Origin of the sequence: Meiothermus hypogaeus, from assembly GCF_003574035.1 — a bacterium.
GTDB lineage: Bacteria > Deinococcota > Deinococci > Deinococcales > Thermaceae > Meiothermus > Meiothermus hypogaeus.
On the sequence record NZ_QWKY01000003.1, the window covers coordinates 44,568 to 66,287 of the forward strand.

The 21,720-nt window shown below is 59.0% G+C and carries 17 protein-coding genes; 8 read left to right on the forward strand and 9 right to left on the reverse strand.

Features of this window, described 5'->3' with window-relative positions; genetic code table 11:
• Positions 1-53 precede the first annotated feature (53 nt).
• The 4 genes from Mhypo_RS18000 to Mhypo_RS01340 all read right to left on the reverse strand — a co-directional run bounded on the left by Mhypo_RS18000 (position 54) and on the right by Mhypo_RS01340 (position 4,738).
• A complete protein-coding gene (locus tag Mhypo_RS18000) occupies positions 54-206 on the reverse strand; it encodes a hypothetical protein (protein WP_170148176.1) in 153 nt (50 codons plus the stop codon).
• Complete coding sequence (gene hydA, locus Mhypo_RS01330; protein ID WP_119339559.1) at positions 206-1,585, reverse strand: dihydropyrimidinase; 1,380 nt, start codon at positions 1,583-1,585, stop codon at positions 206-208. The genes Mhypo_RS18000 and hydA overlap by 1 nt, the downstream gene beginning before the upstream one ends.
• Positions 1,586-1,955: 370 nt before the next feature.
• Positions 1,956-3,341 (reverse strand): NAD-dependent dihydropyrimidine dehydrogenase subunit PreA, encoded by a 1,386-nt coding sequence (gene preA, locus Mhypo_RS01335; protein WP_119339560.1) that lies wholly within the window; start codon positions 3,339-3,341, stop codon positions 1,956-1,958.
• 65 nt (positions 3,342-3,406) lie between these two features.
• A complete protein-coding gene (locus Mhypo_RS01340; protein WP_240637066.1) occupies positions 3,407-4,738 on the reverse strand; it encodes an NAD(P)-dependent oxidoreductase in 1,332 nt (443 codons plus the stop codon).
• Positions 4,739-5,053: 315 nt separating this feature from the next.
• Here Mhypo_RS01340 and Mhypo_RS18705 point away from each other — a divergent pair, with 315 nt between their 5' ends.
• From Mhypo_RS18705 to lon, 3 genes are all read left to right on the forward strand, one after another.
• On the forward strand, positions 5,054-5,176 hold the full coding sequence (locus Mhypo_RS18705) for a hypothetical protein (RefSeq protein ID WP_276309733.1): 123 nt from the start codon (positions 5,054-5,056) through the stop codon (positions 5,174-5,176).
• Between the two features lie 80 nt (positions 5,177-5,256).
• Positions 5,257-5,472, forward strand: coding sequence for a hypothetical protein (locus tag Mhypo_RS01345; protein ID WP_119339561.1), 216 nt, complete (start codon positions 5,257-5,259; stop codon positions 5,470-5,472).
• A 200-nt stretch (positions 5,473-5,672) separates the two neighbouring features.
• Entirely contained in the window at positions 5,673-8,057 is a 2,385-nt protein-coding gene (gene lon, locus Mhypo_RS01350; protein WP_119339562.1) for an endopeptidase La, read from the forward strand.
• Positions 8,058-8,535: 478 nt separating this feature from the next.
• Here lon and Mhypo_RS01355 read toward each other — a convergent pair whose 3' ends face one another.
• From Mhypo_RS01355 to Mhypo_RS01365, 3 genes are all read right to left on the reverse strand, one after another.
• Complete coding sequence (locus Mhypo_RS01355; RefSeq protein WP_119339563.1) at positions 8,536-8,802, reverse strand: hypothetical protein; 267 nt, start codon at positions 8,800-8,802, stop codon at positions 8,536-8,538.
• Positions 8,803-8,872: 70 nt separating this feature from the next.
• Complete coding sequence (locus tag Mhypo_RS01360; RefSeq protein WP_119339602.1) at positions 8,873-11,842, reverse strand: adenosylcobalamin-dependent ribonucleoside-diphosphate reductase; 2,970 nt, start codon at positions 11,840-11,842, stop codon at positions 8,873-8,875.
• Between the two features lie 398 nt (positions 11,843-12,240).
• Positions 12,241-13,701, reverse strand: a complete 1,461-nt coding sequence (locus Mhypo_RS01365; RefSeq protein WP_119339564.1) for a glycoside hydrolase family 13 protein — start codon at positions 13,699-13,701, stop codon at positions 12,241-12,243.
• A 144-nt stretch (positions 13,702-13,845) separates the two neighbouring features.
• On the opposite strand from Mhypo_RS01365, the gene gmk reads away from it, so the two are divergent.
• The 4 genes from gmk (at position 13,846) to Mhypo_RS01385 (ending at position 16,264) form a co-directional block, all read left to right on the forward strand.
• Positions 13,846-14,520, forward strand: a complete 675-nt coding sequence (gene gmk, locus Mhypo_RS01370; protein ID WP_119339565.1) for a guanylate kinase — start codon at positions 13,846-13,848, stop codon at positions 14,518-14,520.
• Positions 14,521-14,572: 52 nt separating this feature from the next.
• Positions 14,573-14,881, forward strand: coding sequence for a DNA-directed RNA polymerase subunit omega (gene rpoZ / locus Mhypo_RS01375; protein WP_119339566.1), 309 nt, complete (start codon positions 14,573-14,575; stop codon positions 14,879-14,881).
• Between the two features lie 196 nt (positions 14,882-15,077).
• Positions 15,078-15,536 carry an arginine repressor gene (gene argR / locus Mhypo_RS01380; RefSeq protein WP_119339567.1) on the forward strand — a complete coding sequence of 153 codons (459 nt, stop codon included), beginning with the start codon at positions 15,078-15,080 and terminating at the stop codon, positions 15,534-15,536.
• Positions 15,537-15,643: 107 nt separating this feature from the next.
• On the forward strand, positions 15,644-16,264 hold the full coding sequence (locus Mhypo_RS01385; protein ID WP_119339568.1) for a MarC family protein: 621 nt from the start codon (positions 15,644-15,646) through the stop codon (positions 16,262-16,264).
• Here the strand turns inward: Mhypo_RS01385 and Mhypo_RS01390 are convergent.
• Together Mhypo_RS01390 and Mhypo_RS01395 are read right to left on the reverse strand one after the other, a co-directional pair.
• Positions 16,250-17,560, reverse strand: a complete 1,311-nt coding sequence (locus Mhypo_RS01390) for a GGDEF domain-containing protein (protein WP_170148177.1) — start codon at positions 17,558-17,560, stop codon at positions 16,250-16,252. The genes Mhypo_RS01385 and Mhypo_RS01390 overlap by 15 nt on opposite strands.
• Before the next feature lie 106 nt (positions 17,561-17,666).
• Entirely contained in the window at positions 17,667-19,238 is a 1,572-nt protein-coding gene (locus tag Mhypo_RS01395; RefSeq protein WP_119339570.1) for a DNA repair protein RecN, read from the reverse strand.
• A 457-nt stretch (positions 19,239-19,695) separates the two neighbouring features.
• Between Mhypo_RS01395 and Mhypo_RS01400 the strand changes: the two genes are divergently transcribed.
• Complete coding sequence (locus tag Mhypo_RS01400) at positions 19,696-21,666, forward strand: elongation factor G (RefSeq protein WP_119339571.1); 1,971 nt, start codon at positions 19,696-19,698, stop codon at positions 21,664-21,666.
• Positions 21,667-21,720 lie beyond the last annotated feature (54 nt).

Consider the following 21,720-nt stretch of genomic DNA (forward strand, 5'->3'; position numbering starts at 1 on the left):
GACCTCTTCTTAGCTGGGGATTTTACCGCGCCACGCATAAATATCCAATCTGCTCACCACTTCTTGGAGCTACGCTGTGCGATCACAATTAACAGACCACCAGCAACCACAAACAGCGCCCAGGCGGAGCTACCCCCCAGCGCCAGAAGCACCCCAATCGCTAGACACATACCCCCCAGGAAGTTGAGCACCTGCTTCGGTTTCATCAAAAGTACATGGGCTCGCGCCGCAGGAGCTTGCCCCGCCCCTTCTCCCCTACAAACTGCCCCTCGCGCACCGCGACCTTGCCCCGCACCGTGACCACACTGGGCTTGCCGTCTATCTCGAAGCCTTCAAAGCCGTTGTAATCGTTGTTCACGCTCTGGGTGGCAACCGAAATTTTGCCCCGGTATTGGGGGTCGTAAACAACCAGATCGGCATCGGACCCAACTGCAATGGTGCCCTTGCGCGGGAACAAACCAAAGAGCTTAGCCGCCCTGGTGCTGGCCGCGTCCACAAAGCGGTGGATATCGAGGTGCCCCCGGCTCACCCCATAGGTGTAGAGCAGGTTCACCCGGTCTTCGATAGCCGGGATGCCATTGGGAATCGAAGTAAAGGCATCCTTGCCGAGCAGCTTCTGTGAAGTGTCGAAGGGGCAGTGGTCGGTGCCTACAGTATCGATAAAACCCTGAGCCAGCGCGTCCCACAGAGCTTTTTGGTTGCGCTTTTCGCGCAGGGGGGGCGACATTATGTACTTCATGGCCTCCACCCCGCCCTGCTCGGCGTAGGTCTTGTCCAGCAGAAAGTGAGGGATGACCGACTCAATGTACAGGGGTACGCCGCGGGCCTTGGCGGCCAAAGCCGCATCGAGGGCAGGCTTACAGGAGAGGTGCACCACATAGCCAGTGGCTCCGGTGTTTTCTAGGAAAGTGGCAAACCGGTTCGTCCCCTCGGCCTCGACCGACTCAGGGCGGCTGGGCTCGTGCCACTCGGGGCCGGTCTTGCCTTCAGACAGGAGTTTTTGTTGCAACTGGCCCACCAGCTCGGCATTCTCGCAGTGGGCGGTCACGATCACCCCTAGCTCTTTGGCAAGTCGCATGGTCTGGTACATCTCGCCGTCTTCCACCCCAAAGAAGTTCTTGTAGCTCAGGAAAATCTTGAAGCTGCTGATACCGTCGGCCACGATCTCGCGGAGCTGAGCCTCAGTCTTGGGGTCAAACTTGGTGACCGACATATGGAAGGTGTAGTCGCAGTAGCTATTCCCCTCGGCTTTGCTCTTCCACAGGTTATAGCCTTCCAGAGCGTCGTCGTTGCGGCTTGGGCAGCACATCTCAATGTAGGTGGTGGTGCCCCCCATCAGAGCCGCCTTGGAGCCCGTTTCGTGGGTGTCCTTGGCGAAGGTCGCCATGAAGGGCAGATAGATGTGAACGTGCGGGTCTATGAAGCCCGGAAACACATACTTGCCCCTGGCGTCAATCACCTCCGTACCGGGCGGGGCGTCCAAGTTGTTCCCAATACGCGTAATGGTCTCGCCTTCAGCGTAAATATCAGCTTTGTAGCGGCTGTCTGCGGTGATGATTTCGCCGTTTTTGATGAGCAGTCCCATATCAACCCCCTTTTGTGAGTCGGTACTCTAGTCCTCGTAGTTCGTTTTCTATATAGGCGTACACAACTCTGGTATTCACTCTGATCACTTCTATATGGATCGGCGATTTCCCATACAACGAGCTTGTCTTGCGAGATGCTATTTTTTTTGCCATTTAGCAACGTGCTTATCCAAAGCCACTAAGCAGTCAAAAGATGCCAGGTCCACTGAGTCGAGGCCTCGAGGTTGATGGTCACTGGCATCAACGCCAAATAAGTTCTCCAGAGTGGAAACGGCACAGAACCGTAGGCTCCTGGGTCACCCATCCACCTGTTTCGAGGCATAGAAAGCGCTGTAAAGGTAGAAGGGGACTCGCGTCTGTAGGCATATCTTAGTGAATCTCAATCCCCACCTCTTCCCGGTAACGCTGCATAGCTTCCCAGTCGTTGGTCACCTCGGGGCGCTTCTCGGTGAGTTCACGCCAGGTGACGCTTGCACGGCCCGAGGGCACCTCTACCATCTCGATACAACCCTCCACCGGACAGACGTTGTGGCACAGGCGGCAACCCACACAGTCTTCTTCGCGTACAACCGGCTGGGGGCGGGTACTCACCGCTTCGTGCTTGCCGTTGCTCCGCACGTCATAGTGGTAAGGTGGCACCACCTGGCCACTCGCGTCTACCAGATCAATGCACTGATGGGCGGTGTCGTTGCAGGCCACATAGCAAAGGTTGCACTGGATGCACTTATCGGGGTTGATGCGGGCCACGGCGCGGAAGGAGAGGTCGAAGTCGTTGAAGTCGGAGATGCGGTGCAGGCTCTTGCCCACCACGTCATTAATGGTCTTGAAGCCCTTGGCGTCCATCCAGGCATTCAGGCCGTCCGTAAGGTCTTCGATGATGCGGAAGCCATAGTGCATCACGGCGGTGCAAACCTGCAGGCTGGTCGCACCCAGCAACAAAAACTCGGCGGCGTCCCTCCAGGTCGAGATGCCACCCATGCCCGAGATGGGCACACCCGTCTTTCGCACCACCTCGTCTACCCCCAAAGAGGAAAGCATGTTCAGGGCAATGGGCTTGACCGCCGGGCCAGCATAGCCGCCGTGGCCACCTTTGCCACCAATATTGGGGGTGATTTGGAAGTTATCCAGATCCACCCCCACGATGGAGTTGATGGTATTGATGAGCGAAAGCCCGTTGGCCCCCGCCGCCAAAGCAGCCCGTGCCGGTGGCACCACCGAGGCCACGTTGGGGGTTAACTTGACAATAACCGGGATTTTGGCCACGTCCATTACCCAGCGGGTGATTTGCTGACAGTATTCAGGCACCTGGCCCACCGCGCTGCCCATCCCCCGCTCGCTCATGCCGTGGGGGCAGCCATAGTTGAGTTCGATGCCGTCGGCTCCAGTGTCTTCAATCTTGAGGATAATGTCCCGCCAGGCCTCGGGGGTAGACTCTACCATGGCCGATACAATTACCGCCCGGTCGGGCCAGTGGCGTTTGACATCGCGTATTTCCTTCAGGTTGACCTCGAGCGGCCGGTCGGAAATCAGCTCCACGTTGTTGATGGCCAGCATCTTCTGGCCCCCGTAGTGCCATGCTCCGTAGCGGTTCGAGACATTCAACACCGGCGCCCCAATGGTCTTCCAGACCGCTCCGCCCCAGCCGTGCTCAAAGGCCCGGTGGATCTGTGCACCCGAGTTGGTGGGGGGTGCTGAGGCCAGCCAGAAGGGGTTGGGGGACTTGATGCCGGCAAAGTTGATGCTAAGGTCGGCCATTAACTGCTCCTTTCATTGGGGTTGAAAGCGAAAACTCACCTTACGAAAAGGCCTTTTCGTCCAAATCAATCATCGGCTGCTGCGCCCATCCCAGCCATCAGGTTGCGGTGAATCGCAAACGCCGCAAGTTTGCCGTCCTGCACTGCCATCACGGTAGAGGCTGAGCCCTTGGCCCGGATGCAGTCTCCACCGGCGTAAACGCCGGGCAGGCTGGTCTGGTAATCCTGGTTGACCTTGATGAAGCCCTTGTCGGTCTCGAGGCCCAGCAGCCTAGCCACCGCTGGTTTCTCCTGCCCGATGGCCTTCACCACCTGATCGCAGGGCAACACGAACTCCGACCCAGGCACGGGCTCGGGGGCGGGCCGACCCGAGGCGTCGGGGGCCCCCAGGGCCATCCGCACGCACTTCAGGCCCACCACCTGGCCGTTTTCCACCAGCACCTCCACGGGCTGGGTCAGGAAGCGGAACTCCACCCCTTCGTTTTTCACAAAGCTGTACTCGAAATCATAGGCCGTCATCTCGCGCTCGGTACGGCGGTAGACCATCGTGACCCGCTCGGCCCCCAGGCGCTTGGCAATGGTAGCGCAGTCCACGGCGGTATTACCCGCCCCAATCACCACCACCTGATGCCCTACCTTGAGGCTTCCAGGATTCATCTTGGAGGTCTCGATGTACTGCAGGCCGTCCAGGATGTACTCCTCACCGGGAATTCCCATCCTGGGCACGGCCCCCAGGCCCACGCTGAGGAACACCGCATCAAAGCCCTGCTTTACCTCATCCCAGGAAAGGTTTCGGCCCAGCTCCATCTGAGTCTTGATCTCCACGCCCAGCCGCCGCACCATATCGGCCTCGGCCTGGGCCACCTCTACAGGCTCACGCAGTACGATGATGCCGTAGGTTGAGAGCCCGTTGGGAAGTTCGCGCTTCTCGAAAACCGTGACACTGTGTCCTAGCTTGGCCAGCTCGCCGGCGCAGGTCAGGCCCGCGGGCCCCGCCCCGATCACCGCAACCTTCTTGCCCGTGGGGGGGCCTGGCTTGAACACGTCAATCCCGCGCTCGTACACGTAATCGGTTGCGTAGCGCTGCAAGCGCCCAATGGCGATGGGTTTGTGCTCAGCCCCGAGCACACAGGCCCCCTCACACAACTCCTGCACGGGGCAGACCCGTGCGCAGGTGGCCCCCATAAGGTTGGACTCCAGAATCGTGCGGGCCGAACCCACCACGTTGCCGGTCGCAATTTTTTTGATGAACTTGGGAATGTCAATGTGGGTGGGACAGGCATGGGTGCAGGGCGCGTCGTAGCAGTAGAGGCAGCGGTTGGCTTCGACCAGCGCCTCGTGGTCGGTCAGGGGCGGGTAGTATTCAGATAGCACTTCCTCTGGCTTAATGATCTGCACGCTTCCTCCTTTATTTGGACTGGTGTCTTCTCTCCACACAAAAGAACAAAAACCCTCTCGGTGATTGATCACTAAGACGGTTCGTGCCCTCACGGGAGCCGATTTAACCCAGTTGATTTGTTCTAACAGGAATATACGAGCCAGGTTAGAACGTTGTCAAGCACACCTCTCCTGGTACGTGGCCCGGCTAAATGCAATACCGCGAATGTGTTTCTAAAATAAGCCTTGCTCGATGTTTACAGATTGTGTAAATAGTTAAACAAACCTACCCGATTATGTCTTGACTTAACTAAACTTATGTTATATACATATTCTATGGCACTAAAACGAACCACGCCCAATAAAAAAGCCGCCAGCGACTTGCTGATGGATATTGCCACCGGCGCGATTGCGGCCCTGTTGCTGGTGATTTTTGCCCTACTGGTACCCACCATCTGAGCCCGCATGCAGATGTCATCTCGAAAGCAGATTGACTGTTTGGCCCCGCATCAAAGTTCATCATGCCGTAGAATTTTTATGTGTACGAGACCTTGGAAGGCTCTGTTTTGCAAGCTCAGATCGCCAGCATTCATGGAGCGGTTTTCTACGATGTGGTGTTGCAAGCGGGCGACACTGTCCGTCGGTTACGCTTTCAGGACACGTTTTTGAACCCCGCTCCTGAGCCGGGCGAGTATCTTAAAATTGAACTCATTTTGGGGAACGTGAGCAACGTGCAGCGAATCCCGGCTCCATGACGGTCTGTCGGGATGGTCAAGCGTGGTTTAGTTTCGAGAGTCTGTTAGACAAAATCTTGAGCAAGGTATACTCAAGTAGCCTAAGTGTAAGATTTGACCCTATCCATGTCCCACCACCTTATAAAATCAAGAATATATATCGCTCCCATCCCGCCGAGAGAGCGACGAACCCCAGGCGGAACTCAGGAGATAGATACCTTATGCGCTTAGAACTGCCGGTCATTCCACTGCGAAATACCGTGATTTTGCCGCATACCACCACCCCGGTGGATGTGGGCCGTGCCAAAAGCAAGCGTGCGGTCGAAGAAGCAATGGGTGCCGACCGGCTCATCTTCCTGGTCGCACAGCGTGACCCGGAAGTGGACGATCCCACCCAGGATGACCTGTATGAATGGGGGGTGCAGGCCGTGGTGAAGCAAGCCATGCGTCTGCCCGATGGTACTTTGCAGGTCATGGTCGAGGCCCGCGCCAGAGCCAAAGTCACAGAATACATCGCGGGGCCGTTCCTGCGGGCCCGGGGCGAAGTTTACTCCGAGGTTTTCCCCGCCGACGAGACCGTGACCCGTGTGTTGGTAGAAGAACTCAAGGACGCTTTCGATAAATATGTGACCAACCACAAGTCGCTAAGGCTCGATCGCTATCAACTCGAGGCCGTGAAGGGCACCACCGACCCGGCCATGCTGGCCGATACCATCACCTACCACTCGACCTGGACGGTGGCCGAGAAGCAGGAGATTCTCGAGCTAACCGACATAGAAGCCCGGCTCAAGAAAGTGCTGGAATTCCTTAGTCGGGATCTGGAGCGCTTTGAGCTTGACAAGAAGGTTGCTCAGCGGGTCAAGGAGCAGATGGACACCAACCAGCGCGAGTACTACCTACGCGAGCAGATGAAAGCCATCCAGAAAGAACTGGGTGGTGGCGAAGACGGGCTGAGTGACCTGGACGCGCTGCGTAAAAAAATTGAAGAAGTAGGAATGCCCGAGGCGGTCAAGACCAAAGCCCTCAAAGAGCTTGACCGACTGGAGCGCATGCAGCAGGGCAGCCCCGAGGCCACTGTGGCCCGCACCTACCTGGACTGGCTGACCGACGTACCCTGGACCAAAGCCGACCCCGAGGTGCTGGACATTGCCCACACCCGCCAGATTCTCGACGAGGATCACTTCGGCCTTAAGGATGTCAAGGAGCGCATCCTGGAATACCTGGCAGTGCGGCAAATGACAGCCCACCTGGACGTGCGCAACAAGGCCCCCATCCTGGTACTGGTTGGGCCGCCGGGGGTCGGCAAGACCTCGCTGGGGCGCAGCATCGCCCGGAGCATGAACCGCAAGTTCCATCGCATCTCGCTGGGTGGGGTGCGCGACGAAGCCGAAATCCGGGGGCACCGCCGCACCTACATTGGGGCCATGCCGGGCAAACTCATCCACGCCATGAAGCAGGTGGGGGTGGTCAACCCGGTGATTCTGCTGGACGAAATTGACAAGATGAGCTCCGACTGGCGCGGCGACCCGGCCAGCGCCATGCTGGAAGTGCTCGACCCCGAGCAGAACAACACCTTTACCGACCACTACCTGGACGTGCCCTACGATCTTTCCAAGGTCTTCTTTATCACCACCGCCAACACCCTGCAAACCATCCCTCGGCCCCTGCTGGATCGGATGGAGATTATCGAGATTCCGGGCTACACCAACCTCGAGAAAGCCTCCATCGCCCGCCAATACCTCTGGCCCAAACAGGTCAAGGAAGCCGGTATGGAAGGCAAGATTGAAGTGACCGATGCCGCCATTATGCGGGTGATTAACGAATACACCCGCGAGGCAGGGGTGCGGGGCCTCGAGCGTGAGATGGGCAAGATTGCCCGCAAAGGAGCTAAGTTCTGGCTCGAGGGCAACTGGGAAGGCGTGCGCACGGTGGACGCGCCCGACGTGCCCACTTACCTGGGCATCCCCCGTTTCCGCCTCGACAAGGCCGAGACCGAGCCCCAGGTCGGCACCGCCCAGGGCCTGGCCTGGACGCCGGTGGGCGGCACCCTGCTCACCATTGAGGTGGCTGCGGTTCCCGGCACCGGCAAACTCTCGCTGACCGGCCAACTGGGCGAGGTCATGAAGGAGTCGGCCCAGGCAGCCCTCACCTACCTTCGGGCGCACACCCAGACTTACGGCCTGCCCGAGGACTTTCACAACAAGGTAGATCTGCACGTTCACGTTCCCGATGGCGCTACCCCCAAGGATGGTCCCAGCGCCGGCATCACCATGACCACCGCCATCGCCAGCGCCCTCAGCCGTCGCCCGGCCCGCATGGACATCGCCATGACCGGCGAGGTCAGCCTGCGCGGCAAGGTAATGCCCATTGGTGGGGTGAAGGAAAAACTGCTGGCAGCCCACCAGGCCGGCATCCACAAGATCGTGCTACCCAAGGACAATGAACCCCAGCTCGAGGATCTGCCCAAGGAAGTGCTGGAAGGGCTGGACATCAAGCTGGTAGATGACGTGAGTCAGGTGCTGGAGTATCTGCTGCTGCCCGAGCCTGCCATGCCCCCTGTGGTGCAACCCGGCGACAACCGCCAGCAGCCCGGCGCCGGCGCGTAGCTCCCCGACCTCGAACAAATCAACCCCCCAGGCCCCCACTACGGGGGCTTTCCCATTCAAGCTCCTTATCGCGCCCTTCACAGACGTTACCGCCCGCGAAAACAAGAATGCGTCTGCGCCCAGACGCATGTTACGCACCCAAGCGTGGGCCGGGCTCGGCCCACGAGTGCTTGAGTTTCGATGTTCCGGGCGGCAACTGTTCTGTCTAAGACAAAGAACTTCTAACCCTGGGGGGCTCGATCTTTGTGAAGAGCGCTCTATACCGGATTCAAAAAGACAATCTCTGGGGTGTTCGGTTTTGTAAAGTGTCTATTTGAATCCTGGAGCACACCCCTCCCTATCAGTTGGCGAAGAAAGCGTCTCCCATTCCAAGGGGCGGTATCGCCCTCCACTACGCGGATAACTTCGATCGGGTTGATTCGCTACCGTTCGGCAACAAATCAACCCAATCTGGCATAAAGATTTCTAGCAGTCCCAATCAAGGCTTCGAAGCTTTCCAGAACCGCTCTTGCAGCTTTAAGTCGGTCGCCAAAGCATTCCCCTGTTTGAGCCGCACCCGGGGCCGCCCTTGTAGGCCCCGCTCACCCAACGCATGTGCTACCTCTTCCAAGGCCTTTCCCAAGTCGCGTGTGGGCCGGTAAAAAACCTCGCGCCGCAACTTTCCCAACGCGTCAAAATACTCCACCTGCACCACCGCCCGGCCTTGCTCGAGCCACACCAATACCTGATCCAGTCTGGGTTGCACAGTTCAAAACACTGGCACAGCTTTACCCTTATAAAACCGCTGCCCTGTTTACATTCATCCAGGAATAACTCTATCCACACTTGCTGTAACCACAGCTATAGCACTTGGTACACCCTTCCTCACGCACCAGGTTCTCATCGCCACACTCGGGGCATTTGCCCAAGCCGGTCTTACCCTGGAGGGGCTGTGTGTTCTGGATGGGCGCGGTCATGGCCCGCTGCATGGCCTGGGGCACCATATTGTCGTCCAGGGGCATCTGAGCGGCTTTGCGCTCACCTTCGGCAATCTGGATTTTGCTGGTGGTTTCTAGCGCTACGGCAATCAAGTCGGCCTTGCTGGTGACAAAACGGCCCTGGTAGCTGCCGTACAGGCCACCGTTGATGCCGCGCAAAGTCTTGACCAACTCGGCAACCGGCACTCCGTATTGCAGGGCCTTGGAGATAATACGCCCCAGGGCTTCGCTGTCGGCGTTGGCCTCGTCGCCCGCCTTACCCGAAGTCAGGATAACCTCCACCGGGTGCTCCCCTTGCATGTTGACGGTCACCAGAAAACCCCGCCGGGTGCCGTCGGCAGCGGTGAGTTTGACCATGTCGGTGTAGCCCACCAGGCGACCGGTACGCTCGAAGATGGGGCGGGTTGTCCGCTCTGCTTCGTGGCGACCCAAGTCGCTGCTAGCCGGCACCTCCAGCAACGCGGGCTGCACCGCTACCGTCTCCTTGTCCTGCTCTGCTTTCTTATCTTCCTTGCTCACCGAGAGCACCTGGTATTCGCGGCTGCCATCGCGGTAAACCGTGATGCCCTTGCAACCGGTCATGTATGCCTCGGTGTAGGCTGCCTCCACATCCTCCACGGTGGCCTGGTTGGGCAGGTTGATGGTCTTGGAGAGCGAGTTGGCCGCGTAGCCCTCAGCGTCGAAGGCGGTCTGTACTACCCCTTGCATCCGCACATGATCCAGCGGCGGCACGTCGTGGGCCCCTTCAAACACATTACCAATAGCGCTGGGGATACCTTCCAGGCCCTTCACGCTGCCATGGTGGGCCTGAATGGCCTCGATGATGGCATCCCAATCCCAGGCATCGTTCTTCTCGAAGCGCCCCTCGGCGGGGAACTGCTCCATCATCTCCACAAACAAGGGGTGCAACAAAGCCTTGTACTCCCCGCCGATGCGCCGCCACATGAAGGGTGAGAACATCGGCTCGATGCCGCTGGAAACCCCCATCAACATGCTGGTGGTACCGGTAGGGGCCACCGTCAGCACCGCCACGTTGCGGCGGGGGCGGATACCCAGCGCCTCGAAGGCCGCGCGGTTTTGCTCATAGACCGGAAACACGCCCCGCTCCCGCCCCAGTTGCTCCGACTCGGCAATGGCTTCCTCGCGCATGACGTTCATCACTTGAGCTACCACCCGGCGGCCCGCTTCTGAGGAGTAGGGCAGCCCCATCTTGATGAGCATGTCGGCCAGGCCCATTACCCCTAGGCCCAGCCGGCGCAAGGTCTGGCTGGCGATACGGTTGTCCTCCAGGGCAAACACGTTTACGTCCAGCACGTTGTCCAGGAAGCGGATGGCGGTGTGAACGTCTTTACGGAACTCAGCGAAATTGAATTCGCCGTTCTCTACATAAGCCGCAAGGTTAATGGCACCCAGGTCACAGGGCTCGCCCACCGTGAGGGGGATTTCCCCACATGGATTTGTGGAGCGAATCTGATAGCGGGGCCCCAGATTCTTGAGGGCCGAAAGCTGGTTGATGCGATCCACGAAGATCAGGCCGGGTTCGCCGGTAGCCCAGGCGTGCCAGGCAATTTCGTGCCAGAGCCACTTGGCCGGCACTTTGCCGTCGTAGACCGGAATGGGGCGGGCGCCGTCCTGGGCGCGCTCGGGCAGATCGGGCAACACCCCGTTATAGAAGCCTTGCACCGGGTGTGGATAGTATTTGCCCGGCACCTCGGAGGGTTCAACCGCCCACAGGCCATCGGCCTGCAATGCCTGCCAGAAGGCTTCGGTGACCAGGATCGAGATATTGAAGGTGGAGATATCGCCCTCGCTGGCCTCGCGGTCGAGGTCTTTGGCGGTCAGGAAGTCCAGCAGGTCGGGGTGGTCAATGGCGATGGTGGCCATGCCAGCGCCCCGGCGGGTGCCGCCCTGGCGTACTACCCGCAGCACCGGCGCGTACACGTAGCGCAAGGTAGCGACCGGGCCCGCTTTCTCGGCCCCCAGATTGGCCCATTCTAAGAAGTTATCGAAAATTTCCACTAAAAAGCTCACCGGCCCGCTGCTGGTACCCCCGCTTCCTTTGATGGGCGCACCTTCGGGGCGCAGACTGCTGAAGTCTACATGGGGTTCCTGACCTTTCACAGCCAGGCTCAGGGCGGCCTTGGCAGCCTCGATGATGCCGCGCATATCGTCGGGCACCATCAGTGCGTCGCCGGGTTTCTCCCGCACGGTCATGACCCCGTTGCGCCGGGCCAGCGCGGCCAATTCGGGCTTCAGGAGGCCGTAAACCACCCGCGTCCAGTTGCGCACGGTGATGTTTTCTTTGTCGCCATCGGGGTTGATGGGGGGGCGCATCATGCCCTTGATGAAGTCTTCGACATCGGCATGCTCTGCAGAAATATAGGCAAAACCGCGAATCGTTCCGCGTGGGCCAGCATTCTTGCGCGAGACATAGGGATCGAGGTTGACCCCGTTGCCCCCACCCACCTTGGTTACCAATGCCAGCTTGGTCGCTACTTCCAGCACCCCATCAAAGCTGCTGGGGTCGTGATCGGTAGCGCCCTGCACAAAGCAGTTGAGTACGTTGCCGTGCTGGGTACCCGCTCCGGCCAGCACCCGCCCGCCCGGGCAGAAGCGTTTGGAGGCCATCAGCTGATAGAACTGTTCGCCCCAGTACGCTTTGTCCTGATCGGACTTTTCGGGTGAGGCCACCCAGGTAGCCACCCGGCGAAACATTCCAAATACGTCTCCATCGCCAGGTTGCATGTACTGGCGCTTGGCGATGGCTTGGGCGTGATCGTCAAAAAGTGCGGGCGTGAAGCTATTCATGGTGTCCTCCAATTTGAGCGAGATATCCCCGGCCACCGCAGTGGCACAAGATATGGGGGGTTCCGCGCTAGATACTACTACTTGTTGTATATTTTTGGCAAGTGGTTTGGGAAAAGCCTAGAATTTAGATATAAACAGAATACTGTAGGTGTTATGAGAAAATCAAGCCCTTGAGTTCAAACATATAGGGGCAAAACTTGCAAATGACCACTATAAATAGTAGATAGGTAAGGATTGGTTCTGCCTCAAACAGAAACAGCTCCGGTATTTGGAACGTTGTAATGGAGGGCGAGATGACTTTTATCTAAATAGGGGGCTGGTGGCTTAACATTAAGGCCAGCCTCGGAAATATTAAGGCCCGGTTCTCTCCCCACGCTTTGCCCTAAGCCCTGTGGGTTTTAAGACTGCTCGAGCGCCTGCCAGACGGCCAGGGAAAACGGCTCCAGAATGCCGTCCTCGAGATAACCTCCTGCACACCGGCCTGCCTTGCCCGACAGCAGGTCTACGGCCTGCTCCCCCCTGGGCCAGAGGCCGTGCAGCGGTACGCTGATCCGCCAGGGCTCAGGCGAGGCGTTGACGGTCACCACCACGCTGCTTTGTCCATGGGTACGGGCAAAGGCCAGGTGCGAATCCTGGGCATAGAGATACTGGTACCGGCCCCGGCGCAACACCGGCAGCGACAGCCGCAGGGCTGCCATCTGCTGAATAGTCTGCATCAGGGACCTGTGCCAGCGGGCCTCATCCCAGATCATGCCCCGACGGTTGTCGGGGTCATGGCCCCCGGCCATACCGATCTCGTCGCCATAGTAGACCGTTGGCGCTCCTGGCAGGGTAAAAAGCATGGCGAAGGCCAGTTGAACCCGCTCGAGCTGCCCCCGCAGGAGGCTATAGATACGCGGGGTATCGTGCGAGGTCATGATGTTCATCTGGGCGCTCACGATGTCCCAGTCGTAGCGGCGGAAGAGCTCCTCGAGGCGGTTGTGGCAGGCCATGGCCCCCAGGCTTTCCAGCCGTCCCAGACCACTCTTGGCCGCCAGGTCTTTGTCCAGCACCTCGGCCCCCACAAAGCCCAGAATGGCCCGTCCCAGTGGGTAGTTCATCACCGCATCGAACTGGTCACCCTTTAGCCACCGCGTGGCGTCGTCCCAGATTTCGCCCACAATGTAGGCCTCGGGGTTCTGCGCCTTGACCCGGCGGCGGAACTCGCGCCAGAACTCGTCGTCGTCGATCTCGTTGGGTACATCCAAGCGCCAGCCGTCTATACCGTACTGAAACCAGTATTCCGCCACCGAGAGCAGATATGCGCGGCACTCGGGGTTGGCAGTGTTGAATTTGGGCAGCTCGGGGTTGTTCCACCAGGCTGCGTAGTTGGCGTGTTTGGCGTAGGCATTAAGGGGAAATTTGTAGATATGGAACCAGTCGCGGTAGGGCGAGGCGGCCTCGTTTTCCATAACGTGCTGAAAGGCAAAGTGGGCCCGCCCGCAGTGGTTGAAGACCCCATCCAGTATCACCCGCATGTCGCGCTGGTGGGCCTCCTCGACCAGCTTGCGCAAGGCTGTGTTACCCCCCAGCATGGGGTCTACCTGAAAGTAGTCGCTGGTGTGGTAGCGGTGGTTGGCGGTCGAGCTGAAGATAGGGCAGAAATAGAGCGCGTTGAAGCCTTGCTCCTTGATATAGTCCAGCTTCTCGATCACGCCCCAAAGGTTGCCCCCCTTAAAACCGCGCAAGGTGGGGGGAGCGTCCCAGGCTTCAAAGCTACTGTATACCGGCGCAGGGCTGGCTGGAGGCCCGGCCCCCATGCGAAAACGATCTGGAAATATCTGATAAAAAACCGCATCCTTGACCCATTCTGGTGTCATTCAAACTCCCACGCGAAAACGTCTGCACGTTGCCAGGGGTTAGTCTAAACCTTGTAAGCAAAATCTCAAGTGTAAGCGAACAGGATTTCGTTATGTGAAGGGTGGGTGGCACTGGGTCATCGGTTCTGATACCATGCCCCAGTTATGCCGCGTGGGAATCTGTTTGTCATGACCGGGGCTTCGGGGGTGGGCAAAGGCACCATCCGGGGCAGGCTCCTGGAATATCACCGCATGTACTACTCGATCTCGATGACCACCCGGCCCCCCAGGGTGGGAGAGCGCAATGGGGTGGACTATTACTTTGTCAGCAAAGCCGAGTTTGAAAGCAAGATTGCGCAAAACGGTTTCCTGGAGTGGGCCCAGTACGTGGAAGACTACTACGGCACGCCCAGGGAGCCGGTGGAGGAAGCCCTGAGCAAAGGCCAGGATGTCATCCTCGAGATTGAGGTTCAGGGCGCTTTGCAGGTCAAGCAGGCCATGCCGGAAGCAATTCTGGTCTTCATCATTCCCCCCTCGCTGTCGGAGTTGCGTCGAAGGCTGCTGGTGCGTGGAACCGACAGTCTGGCCAAGATTCACAAACGGCTCAAGCGGGCCGAGGAAGAGATTCGCATGGCCGACCAGTTCAAGTATGTGCTGGTCAACGACCAGCTCGACAAAGCCGTCTCCGACTTTGCCGCCATTATTCAGGCCGAGCGGCTGCTACAACCGCGCATGAGCGAAGCACTGGCCCGCGCCCTCTCGGTAGACCCGGTTCTGGAACGTGAACTCGATGAACTCGAGCGCAAACGGCTCGAGGCGGGCGAGCAGGGGGGCCAGTAAACATTTCTCACTTTCTGATGTACAATCGGAGCTTAGTTGCAGAGGTAGACCTATGGCAGAACCCGGCATCGATACCCTTCTGGCCCTGACCGACTCCAAGTACCGCCTGACCGTAGTGACGGCAAAGCGCGCCCAACAGCTACTGCGCTACGACTTCAAGAATACGGTGCTGAACAGCGACGAACTGCCCCGCATGCGCACTTTGGAAGGTGAGAAGCCTGACCCCAACGCAGTTACCTGGGCAATGCAAGAGCTCAAGACCGGCCGACTGCAAATCGGTGAAAACCTGATTGCCGAGGATCGTCTGACCAAGTACCTCGATCAGATGTACCCCCGCGAAGTTATCGAAACTTCTGATTAACCGGTGCTGGAATCAGGCAGCAGGCGGGCCGACCCTGGTCGGCCCGCATCTTCATGCATGAGCCGGGCAGGTCGGGTGTGCGAATTAGCAACTTCGCATCGCACATCTAGCCTGTGATGTAGCATATGCACTCTGCATAAACCCAAACCACAGACGCCCTGTATAATCACAAATCGGGACTCGAGGTGAAATTGCTATGGCCAGCAAAGAACAGCGGCATCGGGCTATCCAGGAAATCATTAGCCGAGAAAGCATATCTACCCAAGCCGAGTTGGTGGATCGGCTGCGTAAACTGAACTATGACGTAACCCAGGCCACGGTGAGCCGCGACATCAACGAAATGCGTCTGGTGCGGGTTCCGCTGGGGCGGGGGAAACACAAATACGCCCTGGCCCATCTCGACCTAGCCGAAGATGTAATGGAAGAACTCCGGCGCATGTTTCGTACCTTTGTGCGGGATGTAGACCGGGGCGAGAACATTCTGATGCTCAAAGTGTCCGAAGGGCATGCCTCTGGCATCGCCCTATTGATTGACCGACTGCGCCGGGATGATATTGTAGGCACGATTGCTGGGGAGGATTCGATTCTGGTGGTGGGCCGCACGGTTCAAGATGCAGAGGCCTTGCAGGAGGAATTTGACCGTTTGCTAACCTGAGCGCCAGGGGGCAGCAGGAAGCAGTCGAGCAACCACAAAGCACCTGCAAAGGACCTTTTTCCCCCTCCCCTGCTGTTCTTCTTGCTATCAGTGAGGACTGAATCCCAATGGTTGAATTCGCCCTCCAGGCCTTCCTAACCCTGTTCGTGCTGGTTGATCCCATCGGCCTGATTCCGCTATTCCTGGCCCTGGTGGGTACCCGTAGCTACCAGGAGCAAAAACGCATCGCGCTCAGGTCAACCCTGGTGGCGGGCCTCCTGATCCTGGCCTTTGCCTTGCTGGGGGGGGTGATTTTGCGCTACCTGGGCATCAGCCTCGAGGCGCTAAAGGTGGCGGGGGGTTTGCTTTTGTTCAAGATTGCTCTGGACATGATCAACGCCCAGCTCGAGCGCGAAACCGACGAAGAGCACGCCGAGTCGCAAGTCCGGGCCGATGTCTCTGTTTTTCCACTGGCCATCCCGCTCATTGCCGGGCCGGGCACCCTGGCCAACGTGCTGATTCTGGCTGGGTCAGCGCCCCCAGGAATTGGGGGGTTCGTACTGGTACTGGCCATGGCAGCCCTGGTTTTATTCCTCACTTACTGGTCGCTTCGCGCGGCCCTGAAGTTCTCGAGTTCGCTAGGTCGCACCGGCATCAATGTGATTACCCGGGTGCTGGGCATTTTGCTGGCCGCTCTGGCGGTACAGTATGTGGCCGATGGGGTACGGGTCTTGCTAAAGCTCGAGTGAGTTGCGAACCCGGCGCTTGTCTTTGTACATGGCCTGATCGGCCTGCCCCAGGGCAGCCTGCAAATCCTGGAGGGGGGTGATGGCCACTGCTCCTGCGCTCACCTCGACGTGGATGGCTGAGCGCACCCGCCGAACCATCTCGGGCACTTCGGAAAGCGGCAGCGCCAGGTGCAGGCTCACAAACTCGTCGCCCCCAATGCGAAAAATCTGGTCTTCTTGACGGAAGACACTGCGAAGCGTGTTGGCCAAAATTTTGAGGGCCTGATCGCCAGCAGCATGACCGTACTGATCGTTGAGTCGCTTGAGTCCATCCATGTCCCAGTAAATGAGGGTCAAAGGTAAGTCCAGGCGTTCGGCCTGGGCCTTCATTTTGGGAAAACTCTCTTTCAGGGCGTGCCGGTTGCCCAACCCCGTAAGGGCATCGCTCAGAGCCAGTTCGGATAGCTTCCGGCGCGTAAGCAGGCCATAAAGCACCGTAGCGGCCTGTAAGGCAAAGGTCTGAGCGATGGCTAGGCTTTCGGGGGGAAAGGCCTCGGTAGAGGTGAGTGAATCGAGGTTGAGGGTACCCATTACCTGGCCCTGAAGCACAATGGGTACGGTCACGGTGGCTTTTAGCTCCTCGAGCTTGCCCACCTGGTTAAACATATCCAGCTCATGCGAAATGTGATTTTTGGTTCGCTCCTGGATATGCGGAGACACCAACAAGCGCGGCTTGCCCAGCAACCAGTCTTGCTCACCCAGCCCATACCAGGCCAGTTCGTGATTGTAACCTAAAGAGTGTTCGATTAGGCTGTCCTCAAAGCCAATCTGAGCCACAAATCTAAACTCTCCGTTTTCCAGCAGGGTCAGGCTTCCGGCCTCGGCCCCAGGAACCACCTCGACGGCTGTTTGCAGTACCCGCATGAGGAGTTCCTCGAGTTTTTCTTCCTGGGTGAGCAGGCTGGAAAGCACCTCGAGGGAAGAGTGATAGGCTAGGGCCTGGTTGTACTCACGGGTCACCTCGCTCAGGATGCACAGTTGACCATTTTTGAAAGGGGCCAGGCTGACCTGGAACCAACGCCACCGCTTGACCGCTATTCCCAACAAACCCTTCTGGGGGCTGCCCTGCCACCAACCCGCATTCATTGGCTCGTGCATGCGCGATTCGCGTACCACCGGTTGAAACCAGTTTTCCAGCCGCTTGCCCAGGGGATTGGGGTCGGGGATGAGGGCAGCAGCCACGGGGTTGCACCAGCCAATCTGCCCTTCTTTGTCCAGCCATACCACGGCCTCTGGAAGTTGGTTGAGCCAGTTCAAGGTTTCTGGCTCAAGGGGAGAGGCCGAGGTGTTCATATATGGCGGGCAGGGAATATTCAATTAAGTTTATGGTTGCCCCTCACATAGCGCAACCACGATTAACGGTTTACGTGACCGAGCCCATCAGTAGTTCACGGGCATGCTCGAGGGCTGCTTCGGAATAGCTGCCCGAGAGCATGCGGGCCAGCTCCCGTACCCGCTCCTCGTCCTGCACCTGCTGCACCTGTACCGACTGGCTATTTTTGACCACCCGGTAGTGGGTGTGGGCCCTGGCGGCGATTTGTGGAAGGTGGGTCACCACCAGCACCTGGCGCTGCTGGGCCAGGCGTGCCAGGCGTTCGGCCACCTGCCAGGCCGCTTCACCGCCTACTCCGGTATCCACCTCGTCAAAAACCACCGTATCGGCTTCTGAACCGGTCAGGAGGGCCAGCGCCAGCATCACCCGTGAAAGCTCCCCGCCCGAAGCAGCTTTCTCCAGGGGGGCCTCGCCCAGGCCTGGGTTGGCCGAAAACAACAGCTGCACTTCTTCCAGTCCATCGGGGCCGGGTTTTTCCAGGGGCGAGAGCCCCACCCGAAAACGCGCCGCCGGCATCCCCAGGGCGCGAATCTCCTCACTCGCTTTTCTGGAAAGCCAGTCGGCAGCCTGGGCACGAGCCCTGGAAAGCTGCTCACCTGCCGCTATCAGCGCGTTCCAGGCGCTTTCTTTTTGGGCGTGGAGTTCGGCCAGGCGATCCTCGGCGCCCTCGAGTTCGGCCAGCTCACGCCGCGCGGCCTCGGCAAAGGCCAGGATGGCCGGAATGCCCTCGCCATACTTGCGCCCCAACTTCTCGATGAGGGCCAGCCGGGCTTCCACTTCCTCGAGGCGCTGGGGGTCAGCCTCGAGGCTTTCCAGATAGTCCTCGAGTTCACGGCTCACCGCCCGCAGGCCATCCAGGGCGCTCTCAAGATCCTGACCCAGGTGCTCCAGTTCCGCATCAAAGCGCCCGGCAGCCTTTACTTCCCGTGAGGCCAGCGTGGCCAGGCCCAGGGCGTCGCCATCCCCGCTGAGCAGAGCGACAGCCGCCGAAACCCGCTCGCGCAGGGTCTCGAGGTGGCGCAGGCGCTCTGCCTCCTGCAAAAGCTGCTCGTCCTCCCCCATCATCAGTTTGGCCTGGTCAATTTCACTGGTTTGAAATCGCAGAATATCCAGTTTGCGTTCACGCTCACGGGCTGCTGCCTCGAGGCGTTCGGTCTCGCTCAGAATGGCCTGAAAATGCGAGTAGGCCCGCTGGTACTGCTCCAGCAGACCCGGCTCTATCTGCGAATCAAGCAACCTGCGCTGAGCCTTGCGGCTAGAAAGCGCCAGGGCTGCGTGCTGGGCATGGATGGTCAGGTGCTGGGCCGCCTCGTCGCTGAGTTCTTTCAGGCTCACCACCTCGCCCTCGATGCGCGGGGTACTGCGCCCCTGGGAAACCTTGCGCGAAAGGCTTTTACCGTTGAAGAAGGCCGTTACAAGGAGGGTATCAGCCCCAGGGCGCATCAGGCCCTCGGCTTTTTCGCCCAAGAGCAGCGACAAAGCATCCACCAAAACGCTCTTGCCCGCGCCGGTTTCCCCCGTAAGCACTGTCAGGCCAGGGCCAAACTCGAGCGCCACCCGCTCCAGCACTGCTAAGTTTTGTACCTCGAGGCGTTCCAACATACCCGAAACTCAGGGTATCACATCCGTTTTGTTGAGAACAGAATACTCAAATGAACACCCTCTTCCGCCAACAATTTTTAGCTAAAAGTCTAGAGTCAAAGGATGAAAGTAGTAATACCAGATTCGGTTAGTTCGTCACCAAAGGGTGACGAACTAACCAGACCGAAGTTATCCGCGTAGCGGAGGGCGATACCGCCCCTTGGAAGTTATCCGCGTAGCGGAGGGCGATACCGCCCCTTGGAAGGGAGACGCTTTCTTCGCCGACCGACAGTGAAGGGCCATCGGCCCCCGGCTAGCGCCGGTACTCAAGGGAGGGGTGTGCTCTAGGATTCAAAAAGACAGTTTACAAAACTAAAGACGCCTGAACCGGGCTATTCGCCCTAACCCCAATTCGTCGAGGCAAAAGTATTTTTGTCTCCACCAAAGCCTTATACTGTTGCCACTAAGGAGGTTAATCATGATTCGCACTGTCGCCCTCGTGGGGCACAGCGGCAGCGGTAAAACCACCCTCGGCGAGGCACTCCTCTACTTCACCGGGGGCAAGGATCGCATGGGCAAGGTAGAAGAGGGCAACACCACCTCGGACTACACCCCGGAAGAAAAGGCCCACCGGGTCTCGGTTCGTACGGCCGTGTTGCCTCTGACCTACCAGGGACATCGGATTTACCTGCTCGACGCACCGGGCTACGCCGATTTTGTCGGGGAAATTCGCGGGGCTATGGAGGCCGCTGATGCAGCGGTGGTTGCGGTTTCTGCCGAAGCCGGCGTACAAATTGGCACCGAACGGGCCTGGACGGTGGCCGAGCGATTGGAGCTACCGCGCATGGTGGTGGTGACCAAGCTGGAAAAAGGGGGAGATTTTTTTGCCCTGCTCGAGGATCTGCGCTCCACATTGGGGCACATCATCCCGGCCCACCTGCCGCTCTACGATAATGGGCAGTGGGTCGGCTTGATTGACGTGCTACATGACCGGGCCTTCCGCTACGAGAAAGGTCGTCCGGTGGTGGCGAGCATCCCCGAGGATCAAAAGGCTCATGTCGAGAAGTACCGTAGCGAAGCCCGCGAGGCTATCATTGAGACCGACGAAAGCCTGCTGGAGAAGTACCTGGAAGGCGGCGAAGTAGAAGAGGTGGCGCTCTCGAGGGCTTTCCACGAAGCGGTACGTAAAGGCCAGGTCTTCCCGGTGGCCATTGGTTCCTCCGGGGCTCTGATCGGGCTCGATATGCTGCTCGACTTGTTCCTCGAGGCGCTACCCTCCCCCGAGGAGCGCTGGGGCGAGGGCGGCCCAGCAGCCAAGGTGTTCAAAGTTCAGGTAGACCCCTTCATGGGGCAAGTGGCTTTTGCCCGGTTGTACCGGGGCAAGGTAAAAGTCGGCGACACCCTGCAATCGGACAACGGCTCGGTGCGCCTGGCCCACATTTACACCGCCAGAGGCAAAGATCTGGTGGAGCTCGAGGAAGCCGAAGCCGGTACTATTCTGGCCCTACCCAAGGCCGACAACCTGCACAAGGGGATGGAACTATGGCAGGGGGAACGCCCCGAGTTTCCTACAGCGCGCCTGCCTGACCCGGTGGTAATGCAGGCCATTGCACCCGAAACCCGTAGCGACGAGGCCAAGCTGGGCGACGCGCTGCGCAAGCTGCTAGAAGAAGACCCCAGCCTGAAGTTTGAACGCAACCCCGAGACCGGTGAGCAAATCCTGTGGGGCATGGGCGACCTGCATCTGGAAACCGCCAGGGAACGCCTAGCCGACTATGGCGTGAAAATCACCAGCCGCCCTCCTAAAATCCCCTACCGTGAAACCATTCGCAAGAAGGCCGAAGGCCAGGGCAAGCACAAGAAGCAAACCGGCGGGCATGGGCAGTACGGTGACGTGTGGCTCCGGCTGGAACCTCACGAAGACTACGAGTTTGTCTGGGAAATTACCGGCGGGGTCATCCCCACCAAATACACTGAATCGGTGGAGATGGGCATCAAGGAAGCCGCCAAGACCGGGCCTTTGGCCGGTTACCCGGTGATTGGCTTCAGGGCTGCGGTTTACCACGGCTCCTACCACGATGTGGACAGCTCTGACATGGCCTTTCAGTTGGCCGCCCAACTGGCATTTAAAAACGTGGTAGCGCAGGCCAGCCCCACCCTCCTGGAGCCTATCTACACCCTCAAAATTTTTGTCCCGCAAGACCGGGTGGGCGATATTTTGTCCGACATGCAGTCGCGGCGCGGGCGCATCCTGGGCATGGATCAGGACGGCGCGCTGGCGGTGGTGAGCGCAGAGGCCCCCCTGGCCGAAATCCTCGAGTACAGCCGTACCCTCTCCGGGCTCACCCAGGGAACCGGAGCTTATAGCCTCGAGTTCTCCCACTACGCCGAGGTGCCGCCCAATCTGGCCCAGAAAATTATTGCCGAGCGGCAGAAGGCCGAAGCCTAGACTTGCCCGCCATCCGCCTTATTCCTGCCCAAAGCCCTGGGCCTCCGGTTCTGG

Bases quoted from the DNA above. Each gene is read 5' to 3' on its own strand.
- Mhypo_RS01395 (WP_119339570.1), bottom strand. From the start codon at position 19,238: ATGTTGGAACGCCTCGAGGTACAAAACTTAGCAGTGCTGGAGCGGGTG.
- Mhypo_RS01360 (WP_119339602.1), bottom strand. From the start codon at position 11,842: ATGAATAGCTTCACGCCCGCACTTTTTGACGATCACGCCCAAGCCATC.
- preA (WP_119339560.1), bottom strand. From the start codon at position 3,341: ATGGCCGACCTTAGCATCAACTTTGCCGGCATCAAGTCCCCCAACCCC.
- Mhypo_RS01385 (WP_119339568.1), top strand. From the start codon at position 15,644: ATGGTTGAATTCGCCCTCCAGGCCTTCCTAACCCTGTTCGTGCTGGTT.
- rpoZ (WP_119339566.1), top strand. From the start codon at position 14,573: ATGGCAGAACCCGGCATCGATACCCTTCTGGCCCTGACCGACTCCAAG.
- Mhypo_RS01400 (WP_119339571.1), top strand. From the start codon at position 19,696: ATGATTCGCACTGTCGCCCTCGTGGGGCACAGCGGCAGCGGTAAAACC.
- Mhypo_RS01365 (WP_119339564.1), bottom strand. From the start codon at position 13,701: ATGACACCAGAATGGGTCAAGGATGCGGTTTTTTATCAGATATTTCCA.
- hydA (WP_119339559.1), bottom strand. From the start codon at position 1,585: ATGGGACTGCTCATCAAAAACGGCGAAATCATCACCGCAGACAGCCGC.
- gmk (WP_119339565.1), top strand. From the start codon at position 13,846: ATGCCGCGTGGGAATCTGTTTGTCATGACCGGGGCTTCGGGGGTGGGC.
- argR (WP_119339567.1), top strand. From the start codon at position 15,078: ATGGCCAGCAAAGAACAGCGGCATCGGGCTATCCAGGAAATCATTAGC.
- lon (WP_119339562.1), top strand. From the start codon at position 5,673: ATGCGCTTAGAACTGCCGGTCATTCCACTGCGAAATACCGTGATTTTG.
- Mhypo_RS18000 (WP_170148176.1), bottom strand. From the start codon at position 206: ATGAAACCGAAGCAGGTGCTCAACTTCCTGGGGGGTATGTGTCTAGCG.
- Mhypo_RS18705 (WP_276309733.1), top strand. From the start codon at position 5,054: ATGGCACTAAAACGAACCACGCCCAATAAAAAAGCCGCCAGCGACTTG.